This is a genomic window from Thalassospira sp. MBR-102, from assembly GCF_040549275.1.
Classification (GTDB): domain Bacteria; phylum Pseudomonadota; class Alphaproteobacteria; order Rhodospirillales; family Thalassospiraceae; genus Thalassospira; species Thalassospira xiamenensis.
Window position 1 is genome coordinate 66,414 of record NZ_JBEPTC010000007.1, and the last position, 18,797, is coordinate 85,210.

Below are 18,797 nucleotides of genomic sequence, written 5' to 3' on the forward strand. Positions count from 1 at the left end.
GAATGAACATGGGAGTTTCTATGCTCAACCTCGGGGCGGCATTGCCCGAAATCTTTATGGCCGTTTCGGCCCTGGCCCTTCTGATGCTTGGCGTGTTTGCCGGCAAGGACAAGGCTTTCCGCACCGTTTCATGGCTTGCGGTTGCAGCCCAGATCATCGCCCTTGTGCTGGTGGTTCTGGGTGACGGCGGGGTGGCGTTCTATGGCCAGTTCACGGCAGATGCCTTTGCCAAATTCACCAAGGTGATGATCCTGATCGGTTCGTCGATTGGTATCGTGATGGCGATGAATTACGCCGAACGCGAAAACATGTCGCGGTTCGAATTCCCGATCCTGATCCTGCTTGCCACGCTTGGCATGATGGCGATGGTATCGGCGACCGACATGCTGTCGCTGTATCTTGGTCTTGAGCTTCAGTCGCTGGCACTTTACGTGATTGCGGCGATCCGCCGCGACACCGTTCGCGCCACGGAATCGGGCCTGAAATACTTCGTTCTGGGGTCGATTGCATCGGGTATGCTGCTGTATGGCATGTCGATGGTCTATGGCTTTACCGGTTCGACCAACTTCGCCGTTCTGGGCGATGTGATCAGCAATGGCGGCCTTTCGGTCGGAACGCTGGTGGGGCTGGCCTTCATGTTTGCCGGTCTGTGCTTCAAGGTTTCTGCGGTTCCGTTCCATATGTGGACCCCGGACGTCTATGAAGGAGCACCGACCCCGGTGACGGCGTTCTTTGCGGTTGCGCCGAAGATTGCCGGTCTGGCGCTGTTTGTGCGTGTTGCGGTTGGCCCGTTTGCCGGTGTTGTCGAAGACTGGCAGCAGATCATCGTTCTGGTGTCGATCCTGTCGATGGCATGGGGTTCGTTCGCGGCGCTTCGTCAGGACAATATCAAACGTCTGATGGCCTATTCATCCATCGGTCACGTTGGTTTCGCACTGGTTGGCCTTGCGGCCGGTACGGCAGAGGGCGTGCAGGGTATTCTGGTTTATCTTGGGATTTACCTTGTGATGAACCTTGGAACCTTTGCCGTGATCCTGTCGATGCGTCGCAATGACCGCATGGTCGAGGAAATCACCGATCTTGCCGGTCTGGCCAAGACCAAGCCGCTGATGGCGGCGGTGACCGCGATCCTGATGTTCTCGATGGCCGGTATTCCGCCGCTTGCAGGGTTCTTTGGCAAGTTTTACGTGTTCAAGGCAGCGGTTGAAGCCGGTCTTGTGACGCTGGCGGTGATCGGTCTGGTGACCTCGGTCGTCAGTGCTTATTACTATCTGCGGATCATCAAGGTGATGTATTTCGACGAGCCGGTCGAAGCGTTCGACAAGAACGGCACCGAGATGAATGTGATCATGGCGGTTGCGACGGTCATTCTTCTGGCTTTCGTTTTCTTCCCGAACCCGTTGATGGATAGTGCCGGCGTTGCCGCGACGGCCTTGCTCGGGCAGTAAGGATGACCAAGCCGACGATCCGGCTTCCTGAAGGTTTTTATCTTCATGAACTGGAAGTGATCGACAGCACCAATGAAGAGGCGAAACGCCTTGCTGATAAGGGCGCCCCAAGTGGCGCCCTTATTTGGGCCCGCCAACAGACATCGGGCAGGGGACGGCGCGGGCGCGCATGGACATCCCCGGTTGGCAATCTTTATTCTTCCCTTTTGCTGCGTCCGGATTGCCCGCTTTTTGAAGCGGCAAAACTGACATTCCTGATTGCGGTTGCCCTGGCCGAGGCGATAGAGCTGATCACAGGCAATCGGGTCAGACCGGATTGCAAATGGCCCAATGACCTGATGGTCAATGGCCGCAAGATTTCGGGTATTCTTCTGGAAAGTGCATCGAACAACGGTTCGGAAACCGATTATCTGGTGATCGGGGTCGGGGTGAATGTTGCGTTTTATCCCGATGATGCCGAACGCCCGGCGACGTCGCTTTCAGCGCTTGGCGCGCCGGTTTCGGTGGGGGAACTGATTTCAGCCTATGTCGGGCGGGTGGCAGACTGGTTGCCCGTATGGGAAGCGCAGGGCTTTGCCCCGGTGCGTGACGCCTGGCTTCGGCGGGCATACGGGATTGGTGCGCCGGTGATTGCGCGCCTGACCGAAAGGACGCTTGAGGGCATGTTTGTCGGGCTTGATGACGACGGATCGCTTGTTTTAAGAGAAACGGGCGGGATGGAACATCGCATCGGTGCTGGCGAAGTGTTTTTTAAAGCATAAATAACACGGGACGATAACGGGGAGACGAAACATCATGCTGCTGGCGATTGATGCCGGGAATACCAACATCGTTTTCGCGGTGTTTGACGGCGATACGATCAAGGGGCAGTGGCGCTGTTCGACGACGGTTGAACGCACGGCTGATGAACTTGGCGTGTGGCTGCATCATCTGTTTACCCTGTCGGATGTGCCGAAAGATGCAATTACGGGCGCAATCATCGCAACCGTGGTTCCGGCGGCGGAATTCAGCCTTAAAACCCTGTGCCGACGTTATTTCAATGTCGAGCCGATGGTGGTGGGCGACCCGGCGGTTGATCTGGATATGAAGATCATCATGGACCGGCCAAGCGAGGTTGGTGCCGACCGGCTTGTCAATGCGGTTGCCGCGCACAAGCTTTTTGGCGGGCCGCTTGTGGTTCTGGATTTCGGGACGGCGACCACGTTTGACGTGATTGATGAAGAAGGCAATTATCTTGGCGGTGTGATTGCGCCAGGTGTTAACCTTTCAATCAAGGCGCTGCATATGGCAGCAGCCCAGTTGCCGATGGTCGCCATCGAGGCCCCGCGCAATGTGATCGGCAAGAACACGATCGAGGCGATGCAGTCCGGGGTTTACTGGGGCTATGTTGCGATGATCGAGGGGCTTCTGGCGCGCATTCGCATGCAGCAGGGCGTTGATAACATGAAAGTTGTCGCGACCGGTGGTCTGGCACCGTTATTTACCAAGGCGGTTGACGAGATCGAACATCTGCATGGCGATCTGACGATGCTGGGGCTTTTGATGATTTATCGTCGCAACAGCGCAAAATCGAATTAGACTGTTAAACGACATCGTGACGCGGGTGCGCCCCGTGATCGTATTTCTCACCGCTGAAAGACAAGGGTGATCATCCGTGGATTTGTATTTGCCGAAAGACGAATTGCTGTTTGTGCCGCTGGGGGGATCTGGCGAAATTGGCATGAACCTCAATTTGTACGGATATGACGATCAGTGGCTGATGGTCGATATGGGCGTTTCCTTTGGCGAGGAAGGTTTGCCCGGTGTCGATGTTGTCATGCCCGATCCGACCTTTATCGAGGAACGCAAAGACAAACTTCTTGGCCTTGTCCTGACCCATGCGCATGAGGATCACCTTGGCGCGGTGCCGTATCTTTGGCCGCGGCTGAAATGCCCGATCTATGCCACCCCGTTTGCCGCCGAATTCCTGAAGGCCAAACTGGCGGAAACCGATTTTGCCGATCAGGTGCCGATCCATGTGATCGAGCTTGGCGGGCGGTTCAAAAAGGGGCCGTTTGACATCGAATTCGTCACCATGACCCATTCGATCCTTGAACCCAATGCGCTTGCGATCCGCACCCCCAAGGGGCTTGTGGTGCATACCGGCGACTGGAAATTTGACCCCGAACCACAGATTGGCGAGGCATCCGACGTCAAGAAGCTTGAGGCGCTTGGCGATGAAGGGGTCATGGCGCTGATTTGTGATTCCACCAACGTCTTTTCCGAAGGCAAAGCCGGATCGGAAGGCGATGTAGCCAAGAACCTGTCAAAACTGTTTGCCGAAACGCCGCAGGGCCGCATTGCGGTTGCGTGCTTTGCGACCAACGTTGCGCGGTTGCAGTCGATTGTTGAAGCGGCACATGAAAACAACCGCTGTGTCGGGTTGGCCGGGCGGTCATTGAACCGTGTGACCGAAGCCGCACGGGCGGTTGGCTATCTGACATCCTATCCGAACCTTTTGACCGATGAAGACGCGATGGAGGTGCCCAAGGATCAGGTATTGCTGATCTGTACAGGGTCGCAGGGCGAACCGCGCGCGGCGATGTCGCGTATTGCCAAGGGCGATCATCCGACCGTGCAGCTTGATCCGGGTGATACGGTTGTATTTTCCGCACGCGAAATTCCGGGCAATGAAAAATCCATCGGTTATATCCAGAACCTTTTGATTAGGCGCGGTATCCGCGTGATTACCGCACGTGATGAGCCGATCCATGTTTCGGGCCATCCGGGGCGGCAGGATCTGGCGCGGATGTATCAGCTTACACGTCCGAAAATCCTTGTGCCGGTGCATGGCGAAACCCGCCATCTGTGCGAACAGGCAGCGCTTGGCGCGGAATGCCAGATTCCTGAGCAGGTTATCCCGCATGACGGGACGGTCATTCGCCTGTCGCCGGGCAGCGCGCATGTGATTGGCGTTGCCGAAAGCGGCGTGCTTTGCCTTGATGGCGGGCGGTTGCTGAAACGGGATTCCGAAACCATCCGCAACCGCAATCGCATCGTGTGGAACGGTGTGATGTTTGTGACCGTAGTGCTCAACCAGTTTGGCGAGATGGTCGGTGAGCCGATGATCACGGCACCGAGCCTGTTTGACGAGGTCGGCGATGATGTCCGCCTTGATCATTTTGCAGCCGAGATCGGCAACCGGGTTGATCAGTTGAATGATGACGAGGTGCTTGACGATGCGGCGGTGATCCTTGCGATCCGGCAATCCCTGCGTCGTCCGGTGCGTCAGCGGCTTGGCAAGCGGCCAATGATCGAGGTGCATCTTGTGCGGGTGAACGAGCAGGGCTAGGCAGTTTGGGAAGGCGGCATGCGACCAAATGGGCGGTTGTCTTTGTCGTGATGTGCATCCTAGATTGTCGGTGATCGGGCAGATCACATTGCAGGAGTAGAACATGATTGGACGGCTGAACCATGTGGCGATTGCGGTGCCGGACCTTGCGGAAGGTATCCGGCTTTATCGTGATGTGCTGGGTGCGAAGGTTTCAGAACCGCAGGACGAGCCAGATCACGGTGTGACTGTGGTCTTTGTCGAACTGCCCAACACCAAAATCGAATTGCTCTATCCGCTGGGTGAGGGATCGCCGATACAGGGGTTCCTTGATAAAAACACATCGGGCGGCATTCATCATGTCTGCTATGAGGTTGAGGATATTCTGGCGGCGCGTGATCAGCTTCTGAAAAACGGTGCGCGCGTGCTGGGCACGGGGGAGCCGAAGATCGGGGCGCATGGCAAGCCGGTTCTGTTCCTGCATCCCAAGGATTTTAACGGGACGCTTGTTGAGCTTGAACAGGTTTAAGTTTCTTTCCCGCCGTATCGGCCCTTCTTCCCGCAACCAAGAAAAGAGTGCAGCATGAACTGGTTTTCCGCGATCCTTGTTTACATCGTGATCTGGTGGCTGGTGCTGTTCATGGTGTTGCCGTTCGGCGTGAAGCGCGAAGAGAATGTTCAGCCCGGCCATGATAGTGGCGCGCCGCAAAAGCCGCATATGTGGAAGAAGGTTCTGGCAACCAGCCTGATCTCGGCGATTTTGTGGTTGGTGGCGTATTTCGTGATTACCAGTGGCATGATCGAAGTCCGCCCGCCGCAATGATCGGGCGACGGCATTCAGAAACAAACCCCGCACAATTTGTTGCGGGGTTTTTGTTTGGCCGGACTGCACAAAATGTCGGGGAAGGGGGGGGGCGGAAAAGGCATCAATCGGGAAAAGCCAAAAAAAAAGCAAGATCACAAGGATCTTGCTAAGATGCTATTTTTATAGCTGTTTTCCCGTAATCTTTTTTTGCTTCCTCCTAAGACCTGGGCACTTGGCACAGGTTTTATTTCGACGTCGCGCCTGCTTCTTGTATGCTTATTGGCAACAAAGCCTCCCGCAATTTTATGAGCGGCTGCGATACGTCTTCCGCAACGATCTTGCGCCGTTAGCGGAGGATCAAAAAGCCACATATTTCACTTTTGTGCAAGATGTTTTGACCAAAATTCACAGATGAATCGATGTTGCACCGCACATAAATAGGATGGACCGGCGATATGAAGAGTTTTGTAATGACCCGCCCTATGAAAATCGGGAATTATCCTGTGAATCTCATGGTTTCGATGCTTGTTGCTGGCGTGATCATGACCGGTGCGGGGGGCGTTTTGGCACAAAGCGACTCCCCCTTGCCGGGGCCGGCGGCAGGGGAAAATGCCGCGCCGGATGGGGAAGGTGCTGCGGGTGCTGAGAAGGCGAAGCCCACCATCACGGTCACGCGGTCGGCCTGTCAGCAACTGGTCAGCCATGTGCCCGATGACGATGTGGCCTATAAGCCTGGTGTGGATGTTTATGGGCGCAAGGTCGCCCCGGCCGATCTGGATGGCGGCAGCCCGATCCTGGATGCGCTGCCCAAGGAAATAGAATTTCCGGTGACGATTGATTTCTTTGAATATGCCGGTATTTCCGTGCCGGACTGGATCAGCGGCGAGTCCAATATCGGCAGGATCACCTACCGCAACGGGCGGGTGTATTTCAATGATATCCCGCTTGGCAACGAGGCGGGGCAGGATGAATTGGCCGCGGCGTGCCGGGCGGCAGGGTTCCGTTAAGGTTGTACCTGAAAAAGCCCGTGTGTCTTCGCAAACCTGCCACGATTGGCCGCTAGATCACCCGTTACCGATATAAAGCAAGTTCCGGCTTGCGTTTCGGGCTGTGCTGTCGCATTTTCCGGGCAAGGTCTTTTGTATACCTGATATTTTTCAGCTTTGATCATCACGAGGCATTGATGCGTCTTTCCCAGTTCTTTCTGCCGACCCTCAAGGAAACGCCGGCAGAAGCACAGATCGCTTCCCATCGACTGATGCTGCGTGCCGGTATGGTGCGCCAGCTTTCAGCAGGGATTTATTCCTGGCTGCCGCTTGGCTATCGCGTGCTTAAAAAGATTGAGCAGATCGTGCGCGAAGAGCAGGACGCGATTGGCTGCAACGAATTGCTGATGCCGACCATCCAGCCAGCCGAACTTTGGCAGGAAAGCGGACGGTACGAGGATTACGGCCTTGAGATGCTGCGCATTACCGACCGTCATGATCGTAACATGCTGTTCGGGCCGACCAACGAGGAAGCGATCACCGATATCTTCCGCAAGGATGTCCGGTCCTATAAGCAGCTTCCGCAGATGCTGTATCATATTCAGTGGAAATTCCGCGACGAGATCCGCCCGCGCTTTGGCGTGATGCGTGGTCGCGAATTCCTGATGAAGGATGCGTATTCGTTCGATGTCGATTACGAAAGTTCACGGCACGCCTATAACAAGATTTTCCTGGCTTATTGCCGGACCTTTACGCGCCTTGGCGTCAAGGCGATCCCGATGGTGGCCGATACCGGCCCGATTGGCGGCGACCTTAGCCATGAGTTCATCATTCTGGCCGAAACCGGCGAAAGCGAAGTGTTCTGCGACAAGAAGTGGCTGGACAAGGACCTGACGGGCAAGGGTGTTGATCTGAATGATCGTACCGGGCTTGAAAACTGGGTCCAGACGACGCTTGAAGATTATGCCGCGACCGAAGACAAGCATGATCCGGCCAATAGCCCGATTTCCGGTGACGACATGATTGCGACGCGCGGGATCGAAGTCGGCCATATCTTCCATTTCGGGACCAAATATTCCGAACCGATGGGTGCGACCGTGCTTGGCCCGGATGGCAAGGAAGTACCGGTACAGATGGGGTCCTACGGCATTGGCGTTTCGCGCCTTGTTGGTGCGCTGATCGAGGCATCGCACGACGAGAACGGCATCATCTGGCCGGAATCGGTTGCGCCCTACAAGGTTGGCCTGATCAACCTTCGGACCGGGGATGATGAATGCGATGCGGCCTGCGAAGATGTTTACGCCAAGCTGCATAATGCCGGGATCGAAGTGCTTTATGATGACCGCGACATCCGCGCGGGCGGCAAGTTTGCCGATATGGACCTGATCGGTCTGCCTTGGCAGATCGTGATTGGCCCGAAAGGCATCAAGGCCGGTGTGGTCGAGCTTAAAAACCGCAAATCGGGCGAGCGGACGGAAGTCACGCTTGAGGCGGCACTTAACCAGATCAGCGCCTGATTACGACTTTGCAAACGGGGCAGCCTTGGCTGCCCCGTCCTGATTTCCGGAATTCTTTCCGACACGCTTCCACGAGGATCTTTTGCGCATGTTCAGTCCGTTCGAACGTCTGGTGGCTTTCCGCTACCTGCGTCCCCGTCGGCAAGAGGGCTTTGTTTCCGTCATCGCCATCTTTTCGCTGCTTGGCATGATGCTGGGCGTTGCGACCCTGATTATCGTCATGTCGGTCATGAACGGGTTCCGGGCCGAATTACTTGGACGTATTCTGGGGCTGAACGGACATATATCGGTTTACGCGCAAAGTCCCGATGGCCTGCCCAATTATGATGCGATTGAAAAGAAGATCGCGGAAACCGGCAATGTGACCCTTGTGACCCCGGTGGTCGAGGGGCAGGTGCTGGCATCGAATAACGGCCGGTCAACCGGGGCCATCGTGCGCGGGGTCCGTGCCGAAGATATCGCCAAGCGCAAGACGATTGCCGATAACATCGTTTTCGGATCGCTTGATGATTTCAAGGGGGACGATAGCGTGATCATGGGCGCGCGTCTTGCCATGAAACTTGGCGTCGGGGTGGGGGATAATGTCAATCTGATCTCGCCCAAGGGCAATGTGACGGCGTTCGGGTCCGTGCCGCGCGTGCGGGCCTATAAGGTGGTCGGGCTGTTTGATATCGGCATGTATGAATATGACAGCGGCTTTATCTTCATGCCGCTTCAGGCCGCACAGATTTATTTCCGCCTGCCGGAAAAAATCAGCCATTTTGAAGTGATGCTTGAAGACCCGTCGCGTCTGTCGTCCAGCATGAATGATCTGCTATCGAACCTGTCGGGGGAACATCTGCGGCTGGTGAATTGGCAGCAGTCAAATTCCAGCTTCTTCAATGCGTTACAGGTTGAACGTAATGTGATGTTCCTGATCCTGACGCTGATTATTCTGGTGGCGGCATTCAATATCATTTCGGGCATGGTGATGCTGGTGAAGGACAAGGGGCGAGATATCGCGATCCTGCGCACGATGGGGGCGACCCGGTCATCGGTGATGCGCATCTTCTTCCTGGCCGGGGCATCCATCGGGGTTGTCGGTACGTTAAGCGGGCTGATCCTTGGCGTTCTGTTCTGCCTGAATATCGAAAATATCCGCCAGTTCATCCAGAGCCTGACGGGGACCGATCTGTTTAATGCGGAAATCTATTTCCTGTCGCAGCTTCCGGCTGACATGGACGTCAGCGAGGTGGTTCTGGTCTGTGTGATGTCCCTGACCCTGTCGTTCCTGGCGACGGTTTATCCGGCATGGCGTGCATCGCGCCTCGATCCGGTGGAGGCGCTGCGTTATGAGTGATATGATCAAGACAACCGCCAAGGAGCGGGCGCAGAAAGTCGTGTTGCGGCTTGAAAAGATTGATCGCGTCTTCAATCAGGGCCCCGATCAGCTTGAAATCCTGAAATCCGTTGATCTTGAAATCCATCAGGGCGAGATCGTCGCCCTTGTCGGGCCGTCGGGGGCGGGTAAATCGACCCTGCTTCAGATTGCCGGCCTGCTTGAAAAGCCTGATCGAGGCATGGTTTCGATTGGTGGGAAACGCAGCACGGACCTTTCCGATCTGGCGCGCACCGAAATGCGCCGCAAGCATATCGGGTTCGTGTATCAGTATCATCATCTGCTGCCGGAATTTTCAGCGATTGAAAACGTCGTGATCCCGCAGATGATCAATGGCCTGAAACGGCCGGATGCGACCGAACGCGGGCTTGAACTGCTGCGCTGTCTTGGACTTGAAAAACGGGCCGAACATCGCCCGGCGCGGCTTTCGGGCGGGGAACAGCAGCGGGTGGCAATTGCGCGTGCGCTTGCCAATGTACCCGATGTGCTGTTTGCCGACGAGCCGACCGGCAACCTTGACCCGCATACCGCCGAAACCGTGTTCGGGATGTTGATGACGCTGGTGCGTGAAACCGGTCTGGCGTCGCTGATTGCGACCCATAACCCGGAACTGGCGCGCCAGATGGACCGGGTTGTGACCCTGCGTGACGGGCATCTGGTCGAACTTGATCCCGATACCCTTTCGTAATCCGTCGAAATTCTTTAAGTTAGCAGAGCACCGCGCCCCGGAGTGATCCGGGGTGGCGGTTTTCCTGCCTTTGCCATTCTTGTTCCGGGGTTTTCTGAAATGGAAAACGGTTTCGTCCATCTTCGTGTTCACACCAACTATTCGCTTGCCGAAGGTGCCATCACGACGAAGGAACTGGCAAAGATGTGCGAGGCGGATGGCCAGCCCGCGGTTGCGATGACCGATAGCGATAATATGTTCGGCGCGCTTGATTTTTCCGGTGTGATGAGCGGGGCGGGCGTGCAGCCGATCCTTGGCGTACAGATCGGTGTTGAACGGTTTGGCGACCAGCCGGTTGTTGGCAGGATTTCGCGTGAACCCAACCCGGACAAGCTGGTTCTGATCGCAAAGAATGAGCGGGGGTATTTTAACCTTCTGAAAATCGTTTCGCGGGCACACATGACCAGCGAAGCAGGCAGCGAGCCCAAGGCGCTTTATGATCATATCGAACAATACAGTTCCGACATCATCTGCCTGACTGGCGGGCCGACCGGGCCGCTGGCACGGTTGATTGCCGAGGGGCAGCTTGAGGCGGCGAACGAATGCCTGAACAAGCTTTCAGGGATATTTGGCAACCGGCTTTATATCGAATTGCAGCGCCACGGCGAGCCGGTCGAGGAAAAAGTCGAGCCGGGTCTGATCAAGCTGGCCTATGATCACAATATCCCGCTGGTCGCGACCAATGACTGCTTTTTCCCCAAGGCGGAAATGTATGAAGCCCACGATGTGTTTATCTGCATCGGGCAGGGCGCGGTTGTGGGGCAGGAAGACCGTTGGCGCCTGACACCCGAGCACCGGTTCAAGACTGCCGCCGAGATGCGCGAGCTTTTTGCCGACATTCCCGAGGCCTGTGACAACACGTTGACGATTGCCAAGCGGTGTTCATGGCATGTCGAGAAAATTGATCCGATCCTGCCGCCGTTTGATTGTGGTGAAGGCCGTACCGAGGTCGACGAACTGCGTCATATGTCCGAGGAGGGTCTTAAGGGCCGCCTTGCGAAATATGTCTTTACCGAAGATATGACGGATGCGCAGAAGGAAGAAATCGCCAAACCCTATTGGGAGCGCCTTGAATACGAGCTTGGCATCATCAATCAGATGGGGTTTCCGGGTTACTTCCTGATCGTTGCGGACTTTATCCAGTGGGCCAAGGATCATGAAATCCCGGTTGGACCGGGCCGTGGTTCGGGTGCGGGGTCGCTTGTTGCCTATGCCCTGCTGATTACCGATCTTGATCCGCTGCATTTTTCGTTGCTGTTTGAACGCTTCCTGAACCCGGAACGCGTATCCATGCCTGACTTCGACGTCGATTTCTGTCAGGACCGGCGCGGCGAGGTGATTGAATATGTGCAGCAGAAATACGGCCATGACCGTGTGGCGCAGATCATCACATTCGGTAAATTGCAGGCCAAGGCTGCGGTGCGTGACGTTGGCCGTGTTCTGAGCATCCCGTATGGCTATGTCGACAAAATCTGCAAGATGATTCCGGGGGACCCGGCCAAACCGATCCCGCTTAAGGAAGCCATCGACATGGAGCCGGACCTGCGCCGGATTGCGCGCGAAGATCCGGATATTGACCGGTTGCTGTCCATCGCAATGCAGATCGAGGGACTTTATCGCAACTCGTCGACCCACGCCGCCGGGGTGGTGATCGGCGACCGTGACCTTGATGAGCTTGTGCCGCTTTATCGTGATCCGCGATCCGATATGCCGGTGACCCAGTTCAACATGAAATATGTTGAAAATGCCGGTCTGGTGAAGTTCGACTTCCTTGGTTTGAAAACCCTGACGGTGATTATCGAGGCCGTCAATCTGATGCGGCTTCGTAAAGATGTCCCGCAAGACTTTGATATCAGTGCCATTCCCCTTGATGACCGGGTGGCGTTCAAGCTGCTTTCGGCGGCCGAGACGGTCGGTGTGTTCCAGCTTGAATCGCAGGGCATGCAGGACGTTCTGCGCGGGCTGAAGCCCGATACGATCGAAGATATTATCGCTGTGGTGGCGCTGTATCGTCCGGGCCCGATGGATAATATCCCGCATTACATAGCGCGTAAGCATGGTCAGGAAGAACCTGATTACATGCACCCAATGTTGCAGCCGATCCTCGAAGAAACCTATGGCATCATGATCTATCAGGAACAGGTCATGCAGCTTGCCCAGACGATGTCGGGCTATTCGCTTGGCGGTGCGGACCTTCTGCGGCGCGCGATGGGTAAAAAGATCGCCGAGGAAATGGAAAAGCAGAGGTCGCTGTTTGTTGACGGGGCGGAAAAGAACGGGGTGCCGCGCGGGCAGGCGTCCGACATCTTTGATCAGGTCGCCAAGTTCGCATCCTATGGCTTTAACAAATCGCACGCGGCGGCCTATGCGCTGGTGGCGTATCAGACAGCGTATCTCAAGGCGAATTATCCGGTCGAATTCATGGCCGCGCTGATGACGCTTGATATGCACAACACCGAAAAACTTGCGATTTTCAAGCAGGAGGTCGAACGCCTTGGCATCGAAATCCTGCCGCCCTGCATCAATAATTCGCAAGTGGCGTTTTCGGTCGAAAATCATGATGGGGTGCGCAAAATCCGTTATGCACTGGCGGCCGTGCGCAACGTTGGTGATGCGGCAATGGAAAGCCTTGTGGCGGAGCGCGAGGCCAATGGCCCGTTCCGGGACCTGACCGATTTTGCATCGCGCATCGATAGCCGTGCGGTCAATAAACGGTTGCTTGAAAACCTTGTGCGGGCAGGCGCGCTTGATTGCCTGACGACAAACCGCAAGGTCATGTTCGAGCATGTCGACCGGGTGATGGCGGTTGCCCAGCGCGAAATGCAGGCGCGCAACAATGACCAGATTTCGATGTTTGGCGAGGATACCGGATTTGGCAAGGATGCCATACGGTTACCTGATGAACGCGACTGGGTGCCGATGGAAAAACTGACCGAGGAATTTTCGGCGATTGGTTTTTACCTGTCGGCGCATCCGCTTGATACCTTTGGCAAAAGTCTTCAGCGGATCGGTATTGCGCCGATCAAGGAGCTTCCGGCCCGTATGCGCGCCCAGAACAAGGGATCGATCAAGCTTGCCGGGACGCTGATCAATGCGCGTGAAATGATTTCGAAGAAAAACGGATCGAAATTCGCCTTCGTGATGTTTTCCGATCCGACGGGCAGTTTCGAGGTCGCCTTCTGGGCCGAGGCATGGGCGGCCTATAAGGAAATCATCAATGCCGGGCGGCCAGTATTGCTGGTGGTGGCGGCCGAAATGCGCGAAGGGCAGCTTCGCATTCAGGGGCAGAAGGTCGAAGACCTTGAGCATGCCGTTTCCGGGGCAGCCGAGGGCATTCGCATTCGCCTGAACCGGCCTGATCCGGTGGTGGAAATCCGAGAACTGCTTGAAAAAGCGGGGAAAGGGCGCGGTCTGGTCAGTCTTTCGACGGTCTGTGCCGATGGCCGTATTGCCGAGGTCGAGCTTGAAGATACCTATAAGGTCGGACCGTCGCTTATCGGGGCGGTCGGGGCCATTCCGGGTGTCGAACTGGCCGAGGAAATCTGATTGGCGCGGGCAGGCGGAAATTGTGATCGGGCTTCGGGTTCACTTTCCGGCGGTTTGAGCGTACTTTAAGGCTTGCATTCTTTGCAGGAGGGGGCTAAAAGCCGCCCCGAACATCGCACGCGGGAGCGTGGCGAATAATGCTTTATGCAGAAATTCGTCCATCCGGTGTTTCACGCAAGCTGGCGTGAAATTCCCTTCCGCGGAGGTATTAACCGGAAAAAGGTAGGAATTTATCATGGCTTTGCCAACCTTTACCATGCGTCAGCTGATGGAAGCTGGCGTCCACTTTGGTCACCACACCCGCCGTTGGAACCCGAAGATGAAGCAGTTCATCTTTGGCGCACGCAACGACATTCACATCCTGAACCTTCAGGAAACCGTTCCGATGCTGCATCGTGCGATGCAGGCGGTTCGTGACGTCACCGCTGGTGGTGGTCGCGTTCTGTTCGTCGGTACCAAGCGTCAGGCTTCGCCGGTCATCGCAGAAGCTGCAAAGCGTTGCGGTCAGTACTATGTGAACCATCGCTGGCTCGGCGGTATGCTGACCAACTGGAACACCGTTTCCAACTCGATCAAACGCCTGAAAGAACAGGAAGAAATCCTGTCTGCCGGTGCAGAAGGTCTGACCAAAAAAGAAATCCTGAACCTGACCCGTTCGCGCGACAAGCTTGAACGCGCGCTTGGCGGGATCAAGGATATGGGCGGTCTTCCCGACATCATCGTCGTGGTCGACACCAACAAGGAAGCGCTTGCTGTTCACGAAGCCAAGAACCTGAACATTCCGGTTGTTGCTATTCTGGATACCAACTCGGATCCGGCAAACGTTGCATACCCGATCCCGGGTAACGACGATGCGATCCGTGCGATCCAGCTGTATTGCGACCTGTTCGTTGGTGCCGTTCTGGACGGCATCCAGCAGGAAATGACTGCTTCTGGCGCGGACCTCGGTGAATCCGAAGAAGTTCCGGCTGAAGCCGCTGCTGTTGAAGAAGCCGCACAGGAAGCAGCTTCCGCATAATTTTCACTTTGTACCTGATGAAACGGCGGCTAGCATGCCGCCGTTTCTTTAGGTGTTCACTGATCGCGTAATAGGGGCTTTAAAAATGGCTATTACCGCTGCTCTGGTTAAAGAGCTTCGCGAAACCACCGGCGCTGGCATGATGGATTGCAAAAAGGCGCTGTCCGAAACCGAAGGTAATCTTGAAGCTGCTGTTGACTGGCTTCGTACCAAAGGTCTTGCTGCTGCTGCCAAGAAAGCAGGCCGTGTTGCTGCTGAAGGTCTGGTGGGTGTTGCTGTTAACGGTACTTCCGGTGCCGTTGTCGAACTCAACTCCGAAACCGACTTCGTTTCGCGTAACGAAGACTTCCAGAAATTCGTCGCAGAAATCGCAAACCAGGCCGTTTCGGCCAATGGTGATATCGATGCGCTGAAAGCAACCCCGTTCCCGGGTACGTCGCGCAACGTCGAAGAACAGGTTACCCACATGATCGCCACCATCGGCGAAAACATGAACCTGCGTCGTTCGGCTGGTATCTCGGTCGAGAAGGGCGCTGTTGCGTCCTACATCCATTCCGCGATTGCACCGAACCTCGGCAAAATCGGCGTTCTGGTTGCGCTTGAATCCGAAGCTGATGCGAGCGTTCTTGAAGGCCTTGGCAAACAGATCGCAATGCATATTGCAGCAACCAACCCGGCTTCGGCCACGGTTGACGATCTGGATCCGGAACTGGTCGAGCGCGAGAAATCCGTTCTGACCGAACAGGCCAAAGAATCGGGCCGCCCGATTGAAATCATCGAAAAGATGATCGAAGGTCGTATCCGTAAATATTACGAGCAGGTCGTTCTGGTTGAACAGACCTTCGTGATTGACGGCGAAAGCAAAGTCAAAGACGTGATTGCAAATGCTGCTAAAGACGCGGGCAAGCCGATCACCCTTAAGGGCTTTGTGCGCTTCGAACTCGGTGAAGGCATCGAGCGCGAAGAAAAAGACTTTGCTGCAGAAGTTGCTGAGCAGCTTAAGAAATAAACATCTGATCGAAATGGTGCGTCGCGTGCCATTTCGTGTATGATCCCAGACCGGCGAGGTCGGCAGCGCATAATCGCCCTGTTACTCGCCGGTCTTTTTATATCTGAATTTTGCTGAACCGGGTTTCGGGACAGTTTGAAATATCGGCAGTAAGAGGCAATCCAACATGGCAGAAAACGGCCAACTGAAATTTCGTCGTGTCCTTCTGAAACTTTCGGGTGAGGGGCTTCTGGGAAAACAGCAATACGGGATTGATCCCGAGACGGTTGACCGGATCGCAAGCGAAATCAAAGCCGTTCATGACATGGGTGCCGAGGTTTGCATGGTGATTGGCGGGGGGAACATCTTCCGCGGGGTCAAGGGTGCCTCCCAGGGCATGGAACGTGCCACGGCCGACTATATGGGCATGTTGGCCACCATCATGAACGCACTGGCCGTTCAGAACGCGCTTGAGCGGCACGGGGTCCAGACCCGTGTGCAGTCGGCCATTCCGATGTCATCGGTTTGTGAGCCCTATATCCGCCGTCGTGCGGTGCGCCACATGGAAAAGGGCCGGGTGGTGATTTTTGCGGCCGGGACCGGCAACCCGTTCTTTACCACCGATACGGCAGCAGCACTTCGCGCGGTCGAAATGGGCTGTGACGCGTTGCTTAAGGGGACGCAGGTTGACGGCGTTTACACCGCCGATCCGAAGATCGACCCGACCGCGGAACGCTATGATTCCCTGACCTATATGGACGTTCTCGCCAAAGATTTGCGTGTCATGGATGCATCGGCTATTTCATTGGCACGCGAAAATGATATTCCGGTTATTGTATTTTCTTTGCATAATCCCGGCGCCTTTGCCGATGTGGTTTGTGCAAAAGGTAAGTTTACGATTATTTCGAATGGAGACTAAAGGTGTCTGACGTTGCTGGCCTAAAAAAGGACCTTGCCCGCCGTATGGAAGGGGCTGTTGAAGTTTTGCACAAGGAATTTACCGGACTTCGGACCGGGCGTGCCAGTGCAAGCCTTCTAGAACCGGTCATGGTTGAAGCCTACGGCGTGCCGACCCCGCTTAACCAGGTTGCTTCTGTAAGTGTTCCGGAATCGCGGATGCTTTCGGTACAGGTCTGGGACAAGAGCATGGTTAAATCGGTCGAAAAAGCGATCCGTGACTCGGGCCTTGGCCTGAACCCGGCGGCCGACGGGACGCTTGTTCGGGTGCCGATCCCGGCATTGAACGAGGAACGTCGTGCGGAGCTGTCCAAGGTTGCCGGCAAATATGCCGAGCAGGCCAAGATTTCGGTTCGTAACGTCCGCCGTGACGGTATTGACCAGATCAAAAAATGGGAAAAAGACAGCGTGATCTCGAAAGATGACCTCCATAACGAGGAAAAAGAGATCCAGAAGCTGACCGACAAGGTTATCAGCGAGATCGACGAAGTGCTTGCCCATAAAGAACAGGAAATTATGCAAGTCTGATCATGACGGTGCTGGCATCTCAACCCAACCCTTCAGATCTGCGAGCTGTGCCGCGTCATGTTGCCATCATTATGGATGGCAACGGGCGCTGGGCAAAGTTGCGCGGAAAGCCCCGTACGATGGGTCATCGGGCGGGGGTAGAGGCCGTGCGTCGCACCGTCGAAGCCGCAGCCGAAATCGGTATCGAGTATCTGACACTTTACGGATTTTCGACCGAGAACTGGAAACGGCCGGAAAGTGAAGTCAGCGACCTGATGGGGTTGCTTCGCCTGTTCATCAAGCGTGAACTGGCGACCCTGCACAAAAACGGGGTCCGTATCCGTATCATCGGTGACCGGACCCGTTTTGACGATGATATTCGCGTGCTTCTGGCCAATGCCGAGGAACGCACGCAGGGCAATACCCGTTTGAACCTGACCATTGCGCTAAGCTATGGTGCGCGGGCCGAGATTGCCGATGCCATGCGCCAGATCGCGCAAAAAGTCGCCGCTGGAGAAATTCAGCCCGATGCCATCGATGAAAGCGTGGTTGAAGCGCATTTGATGACGTTCGGGATGCCCGATCCGGATCTGCTGATCCGGACCAGTGGCGAGCAGCGCATCAGCAATTTCCTGCTTTGGCAGTCGGCCTATACCGAGTTTGTGTTCGATGACGTCCTTTGGCCGGATTTCGGACGCGAACATCTTGAAAAAGCGATAGAAAACTTTGCCGGACGGGAGCGGCGTTTTGGTGCAGTCATCTGAAGCCCGACGCCAGGAAGATACAAATTCAGGATTGAAGCCACGGGTTGTTTCCGCGCTGGTGATGACACCGGTCGCGGTTGCGGCGGTATGGTTTGGGTCCCCGTATTTCGAGATTCTCGTTTTTCTGTTTTCGGTTGGCATGATGTGGGAATGGACGCGGATGTGCGTTCCGGGGCATGTCAATTCGGTTTCGGTTGTTGCTGCGGTATCCCTTGCCGTTTCGATGCTGTTTATGACGACCGGGGAATATCTTCTTATCATTCCGGCGGTGTTGGTCGGGGCGGCAACCGCGGCATTGCGGCCGGGCAAGGATCGGTTTCTCGCGGCATTTGGCATTATCTATATCTCGCTTGCGGCACTGGCGGCGCACTGGCTGCGCAGCATGCATGGGGATGGTCTGCTGTTGATCATGTGGCTGTTCTTTCTTGTGTGGGCGACCGATACGGGGGCCTATGCCTTTGGCAAGGCGATTGGCGGCCCGAAACTGGCGCCGCGTTTCAGCCCCAAGAAAACCTGGGCGGGGCTTATTGGCGGCATGTTGTGTGCGATGCTGATCGGCGGGCTGATCACCTATTTCAGCGGCAATGCCATTCAGGTTTCCATCGTGCTGGCAAGCGGGGTTCTGGCGATTGTGGCGCAGATCGGGGATCTTGGAGAATCAGCGCTTAAGCGCCATTTCAAGGTCAAGGACAGCAGCCACCTGATCCCGGGGCATGGTGGGGTGCTTGACCGTGCTGATGGGATGTTGTCGGTTTTTCCTGTCGCGTTTGTTATTGTGTATTTCATTGGATTGTCGTTGCGCTAGGGCAGGGCCCCTGGTTGCAGAAATCCGCTAAGCTGGTGTTT

17 protein-coding genes are annotated in these 18,797 nt (G+C 55.7%); all 17 read left to right on the plus strand.

The window, feature by feature from the left end; translation table 11 throughout:
• The first annotated feature begins 8 nt into the window (after positions 1–8).
• The 17 genes from nuoN to ABIE64_RS13350 all read left to right on the plus strand — a co-directional run bounded on the left by nuoN (position 9) and on the right by ABIE64_RS13350 (position 18,756).
• Positions 9–1,448 carry an NADH-quinone oxidoreductase subunit NuoN gene (nuoN, locus tag ABIE64_RS13270; RefSeq protein ID WP_354377682.1) on the plus strand — a complete coding sequence of 480 codons (1,440 nt, stop codon included), beginning with the start codon at positions 9–11 and terminating at the stop codon, positions 1,446–1,448.
• Positions 1,449–1,450: 2 nt separating this feature from the next.
• Complete coding sequence (locus tag ABIE64_RS13275) at positions 1,451–2,209, plus strand: biotin--[acetyl-CoA-carboxylase] ligase (RefSeq protein ID WP_354377683.1); 759 nt, start codon at positions 1,451–1,453, stop codon at positions 2,207–2,209.
• Positions 2,210–2,243: 34 nt separating this feature from the next.
• Positions 2,244–3,026, plus strand: a complete 783-nt coding sequence (locus ABIE64_RS13280; protein WP_037991305.1) for a type III pantothenate kinase — start codon at positions 2,244–2,246, stop codon at positions 3,024–3,026.
• A gap of 76 nt (positions 3,027–3,102) precedes the next feature.
• Complete coding sequence (locus ABIE64_RS13285) at positions 3,103–4,779, plus strand: ribonuclease J (protein WP_175484476.1); 1,677 nt, start codon at positions 3,103–3,105, stop codon at positions 4,777–4,779.
• 103 nt (positions 4,780–4,882) lie between these two features.
• Positions 4,883–5,287, plus strand: coding sequence for a methylmalonyl-CoA epimerase (mce, locus tag ABIE64_RS13290; protein ID WP_071239931.1), 405 nt, complete (start codon positions 4,883–4,885; stop codon positions 5,285–5,287).
• A 54-nt stretch (positions 5,288–5,341) separates the two neighbouring features.
• Positions 5,342–5,581: a DUF1467 family protein gene (locus ABIE64_RS13295; RefSeq protein ID WP_007089424.1), complete on the plus strand. Its 240-nt coding sequence runs from the start codon at positions 5,342–5,344 to the stop codon at positions 5,579–5,581.
• Between the two features lie 494 nt (positions 5,582–6,075).
• Complete coding sequence (locus ABIE64_RS13300) at positions 6,076–6,570, plus strand: hypothetical protein (protein ID WP_354377741.1); 495 nt, start codon at positions 6,076–6,078, stop codon at positions 6,568–6,570.
• A gap of 176 nt (positions 6,571–6,746) precedes the next feature.
• Positions 6,747–8,066 carry a proline--tRNA ligase gene (gene proS, locus ABIE64_RS13305; protein ID WP_354377684.1) on the plus strand — a complete coding sequence of 440 codons (1,320 nt, stop codon included), beginning with the start codon at positions 6,747–6,749 and terminating at the stop codon, positions 8,064–8,066.
• Positions 8,067–8,154: 88 nt separating this feature from the next.
• On the plus strand, positions 8,155–9,405 hold the full coding sequence (locus ABIE64_RS13310) for a lipoprotein-releasing ABC transporter permease subunit (protein WP_354377685.1): 1,251 nt from the start codon (positions 8,155–8,157) through the stop codon (positions 9,403–9,405).
• Positions 9,398–10,132, plus strand: coding sequence for an ABC transporter ATP-binding protein (locus ABIE64_RS13315; RefSeq protein WP_354377686.1), 735 nt, complete (start codon positions 9,398–9,400; stop codon positions 10,130–10,132). Before ABIE64_RS13310 ends, ABIE64_RS13315 begins: the two co-directional genes overlap by 8 nt.
• A gap of 99 nt (positions 10,133–10,231) precedes the next feature.
• Positions 10,232–13,717, plus strand: a complete 3,486-nt coding sequence (gene dnaE / locus ABIE64_RS13320) for a DNA polymerase III subunit alpha (RefSeq protein ID WP_354377687.1) — start codon at positions 10,232–10,234, stop codon at positions 13,715–13,717.
• 235 nt (positions 13,718–13,952) lie between these two features.
• Positions 13,953–14,735: a 30S ribosomal protein S2 gene (gene rpsB / locus ABIE64_RS13325; RefSeq protein WP_007089431.1), complete on the plus strand. Its 783-nt coding sequence runs from the start codon at positions 13,953–13,955 to the stop codon at positions 14,733–14,735.
• 85 nt (positions 14,736–14,820) lie between these two features.
• On the plus strand, positions 14,821–15,744 hold the full coding sequence (tsf, locus tag ABIE64_RS13330; RefSeq protein WP_007089432.1) for a translation elongation factor Ts: 924 nt from the start codon (positions 14,821–14,823) through the stop codon (positions 15,742–15,744).
• Between the two features lie 166 nt (positions 15,745–15,910).
• Positions 15,911–16,642, plus strand: coding sequence for a UMP kinase (gene pyrH / locus ABIE64_RS13335; RefSeq protein ID WP_037991293.1), 732 nt, complete (start codon positions 15,911–15,913; stop codon positions 16,640–16,642).
• 2 nt (positions 16,643–16,644) lie between these two features.
• Positions 16,645–17,208: a ribosome recycling factor gene (gene frr / locus ABIE64_RS13340; RefSeq protein ID WP_007089434.1), complete on the plus strand. Its 564-nt coding sequence runs from the start codon at positions 16,645–16,647 to the stop codon at positions 17,206–17,208.
• 2 nt (positions 17,209–17,210) lie between these two features.
• Positions 17,211–17,951, plus strand: a complete 741-nt coding sequence (locus ABIE64_RS13345; RefSeq protein ID WP_071239934.1) for an isoprenyl transferase — start codon at positions 17,211–17,213, stop codon at positions 17,949–17,951.
• Positions 17,938–18,756: a phosphatidate cytidylyltransferase gene (locus tag ABIE64_RS13350; RefSeq protein WP_247643550.1), complete on the plus strand. Its 819-nt coding sequence runs from the start codon at positions 17,938–17,940 to the stop codon at positions 18,754–18,756. The genes ABIE64_RS13345 and ABIE64_RS13350 overlap by 14 nt, the downstream gene beginning before the upstream one ends.
• Positions 18,757–18,797 lie beyond the last annotated feature (41 nt).

Coding starts and splice junctions, on each gene's coding strand:
- proS (WP_354377684.1), top strand. CDS start 6,747: ATGCGTCTTTCCCAGTTCTTTCTGCCGACCCTCAAGGAAACGCCGGCA.
- ABIE64_RS13345 (WP_071239934.1), top strand. CDS start 17,211: ATGACGGTGCTGGCATCTCAACCCAACCCTTCAGATCTGCGAGCTGTG.
- dnaE (WP_354377687.1), top strand. CDS start 10,232: ATGGAAAACGGTTTCGTCCATCTTCGTGTTCACACCAACTATTCGCTT.
- ABIE64_RS13295 (WP_007089424.1), top strand. CDS start 5,342: ATGAACTGGTTTTCCGCGATCCTTGTTTACATCGTGATCTGGTGGCTG.
- ABIE64_RS13300 (WP_354377741.1), top strand. CDS start 6,076: ATGGTTTCGATGCTTGTTGCTGGCGTGATCATGACCGGTGCGGGGGGC.
- ABIE64_RS13315 (WP_354377686.1), top strand. CDS start 9,398: ATGAGTGATATGATCAAGACAACCGCCAAGGAGCGGGCGCAGAAAGTC.
- mce (WP_071239931.1), top strand. CDS start 4,883: ATGATTGGACGGCTGAACCATGTGGCGATTGCGGTGCCGGACCTTGCG.
- tsf (WP_007089432.1), top strand. CDS start 14,821: ATGGCTATTACCGCTGCTCTGGTTAAAGAGCTTCGCGAAACCACCGGC.
- ABIE64_RS13275 (WP_354377683.1), top strand. CDS start 1,451: ATGACCAAGCCGACGATCCGGCTTCCTGAAGGTTTTTATCTTCATGAA.
- pyrH (WP_037991293.1), top strand. CDS start 15,911: ATGGCAGAAAACGGCCAACTGAAATTTCGTCGTGTCCTTCTGAAACTT.
- ABIE64_RS13310 (WP_354377685.1), top strand. CDS start 8,155: ATGTTCAGTCCGTTCGAACGTCTGGTGGCTTTCCGCTACCTGCGTCCC.
- nuoN (WP_354377682.1), top strand. CDS start 9: ATGGGAGTTTCTATGCTCAACCTCGGGGCGGCATTGCCCGAAATCTTT.
- rpsB (WP_007089431.1), top strand. CDS start 13,953: ATGGCTTTGCCAACCTTTACCATGCGTCAGCTGATGGAAGCTGGCGTC.
- ABIE64_RS13280 (WP_037991305.1), top strand. CDS start 2,244: ATGCTGCTGGCGATTGATGCCGGGAATACCAACATCGTTTTCGCGGTG.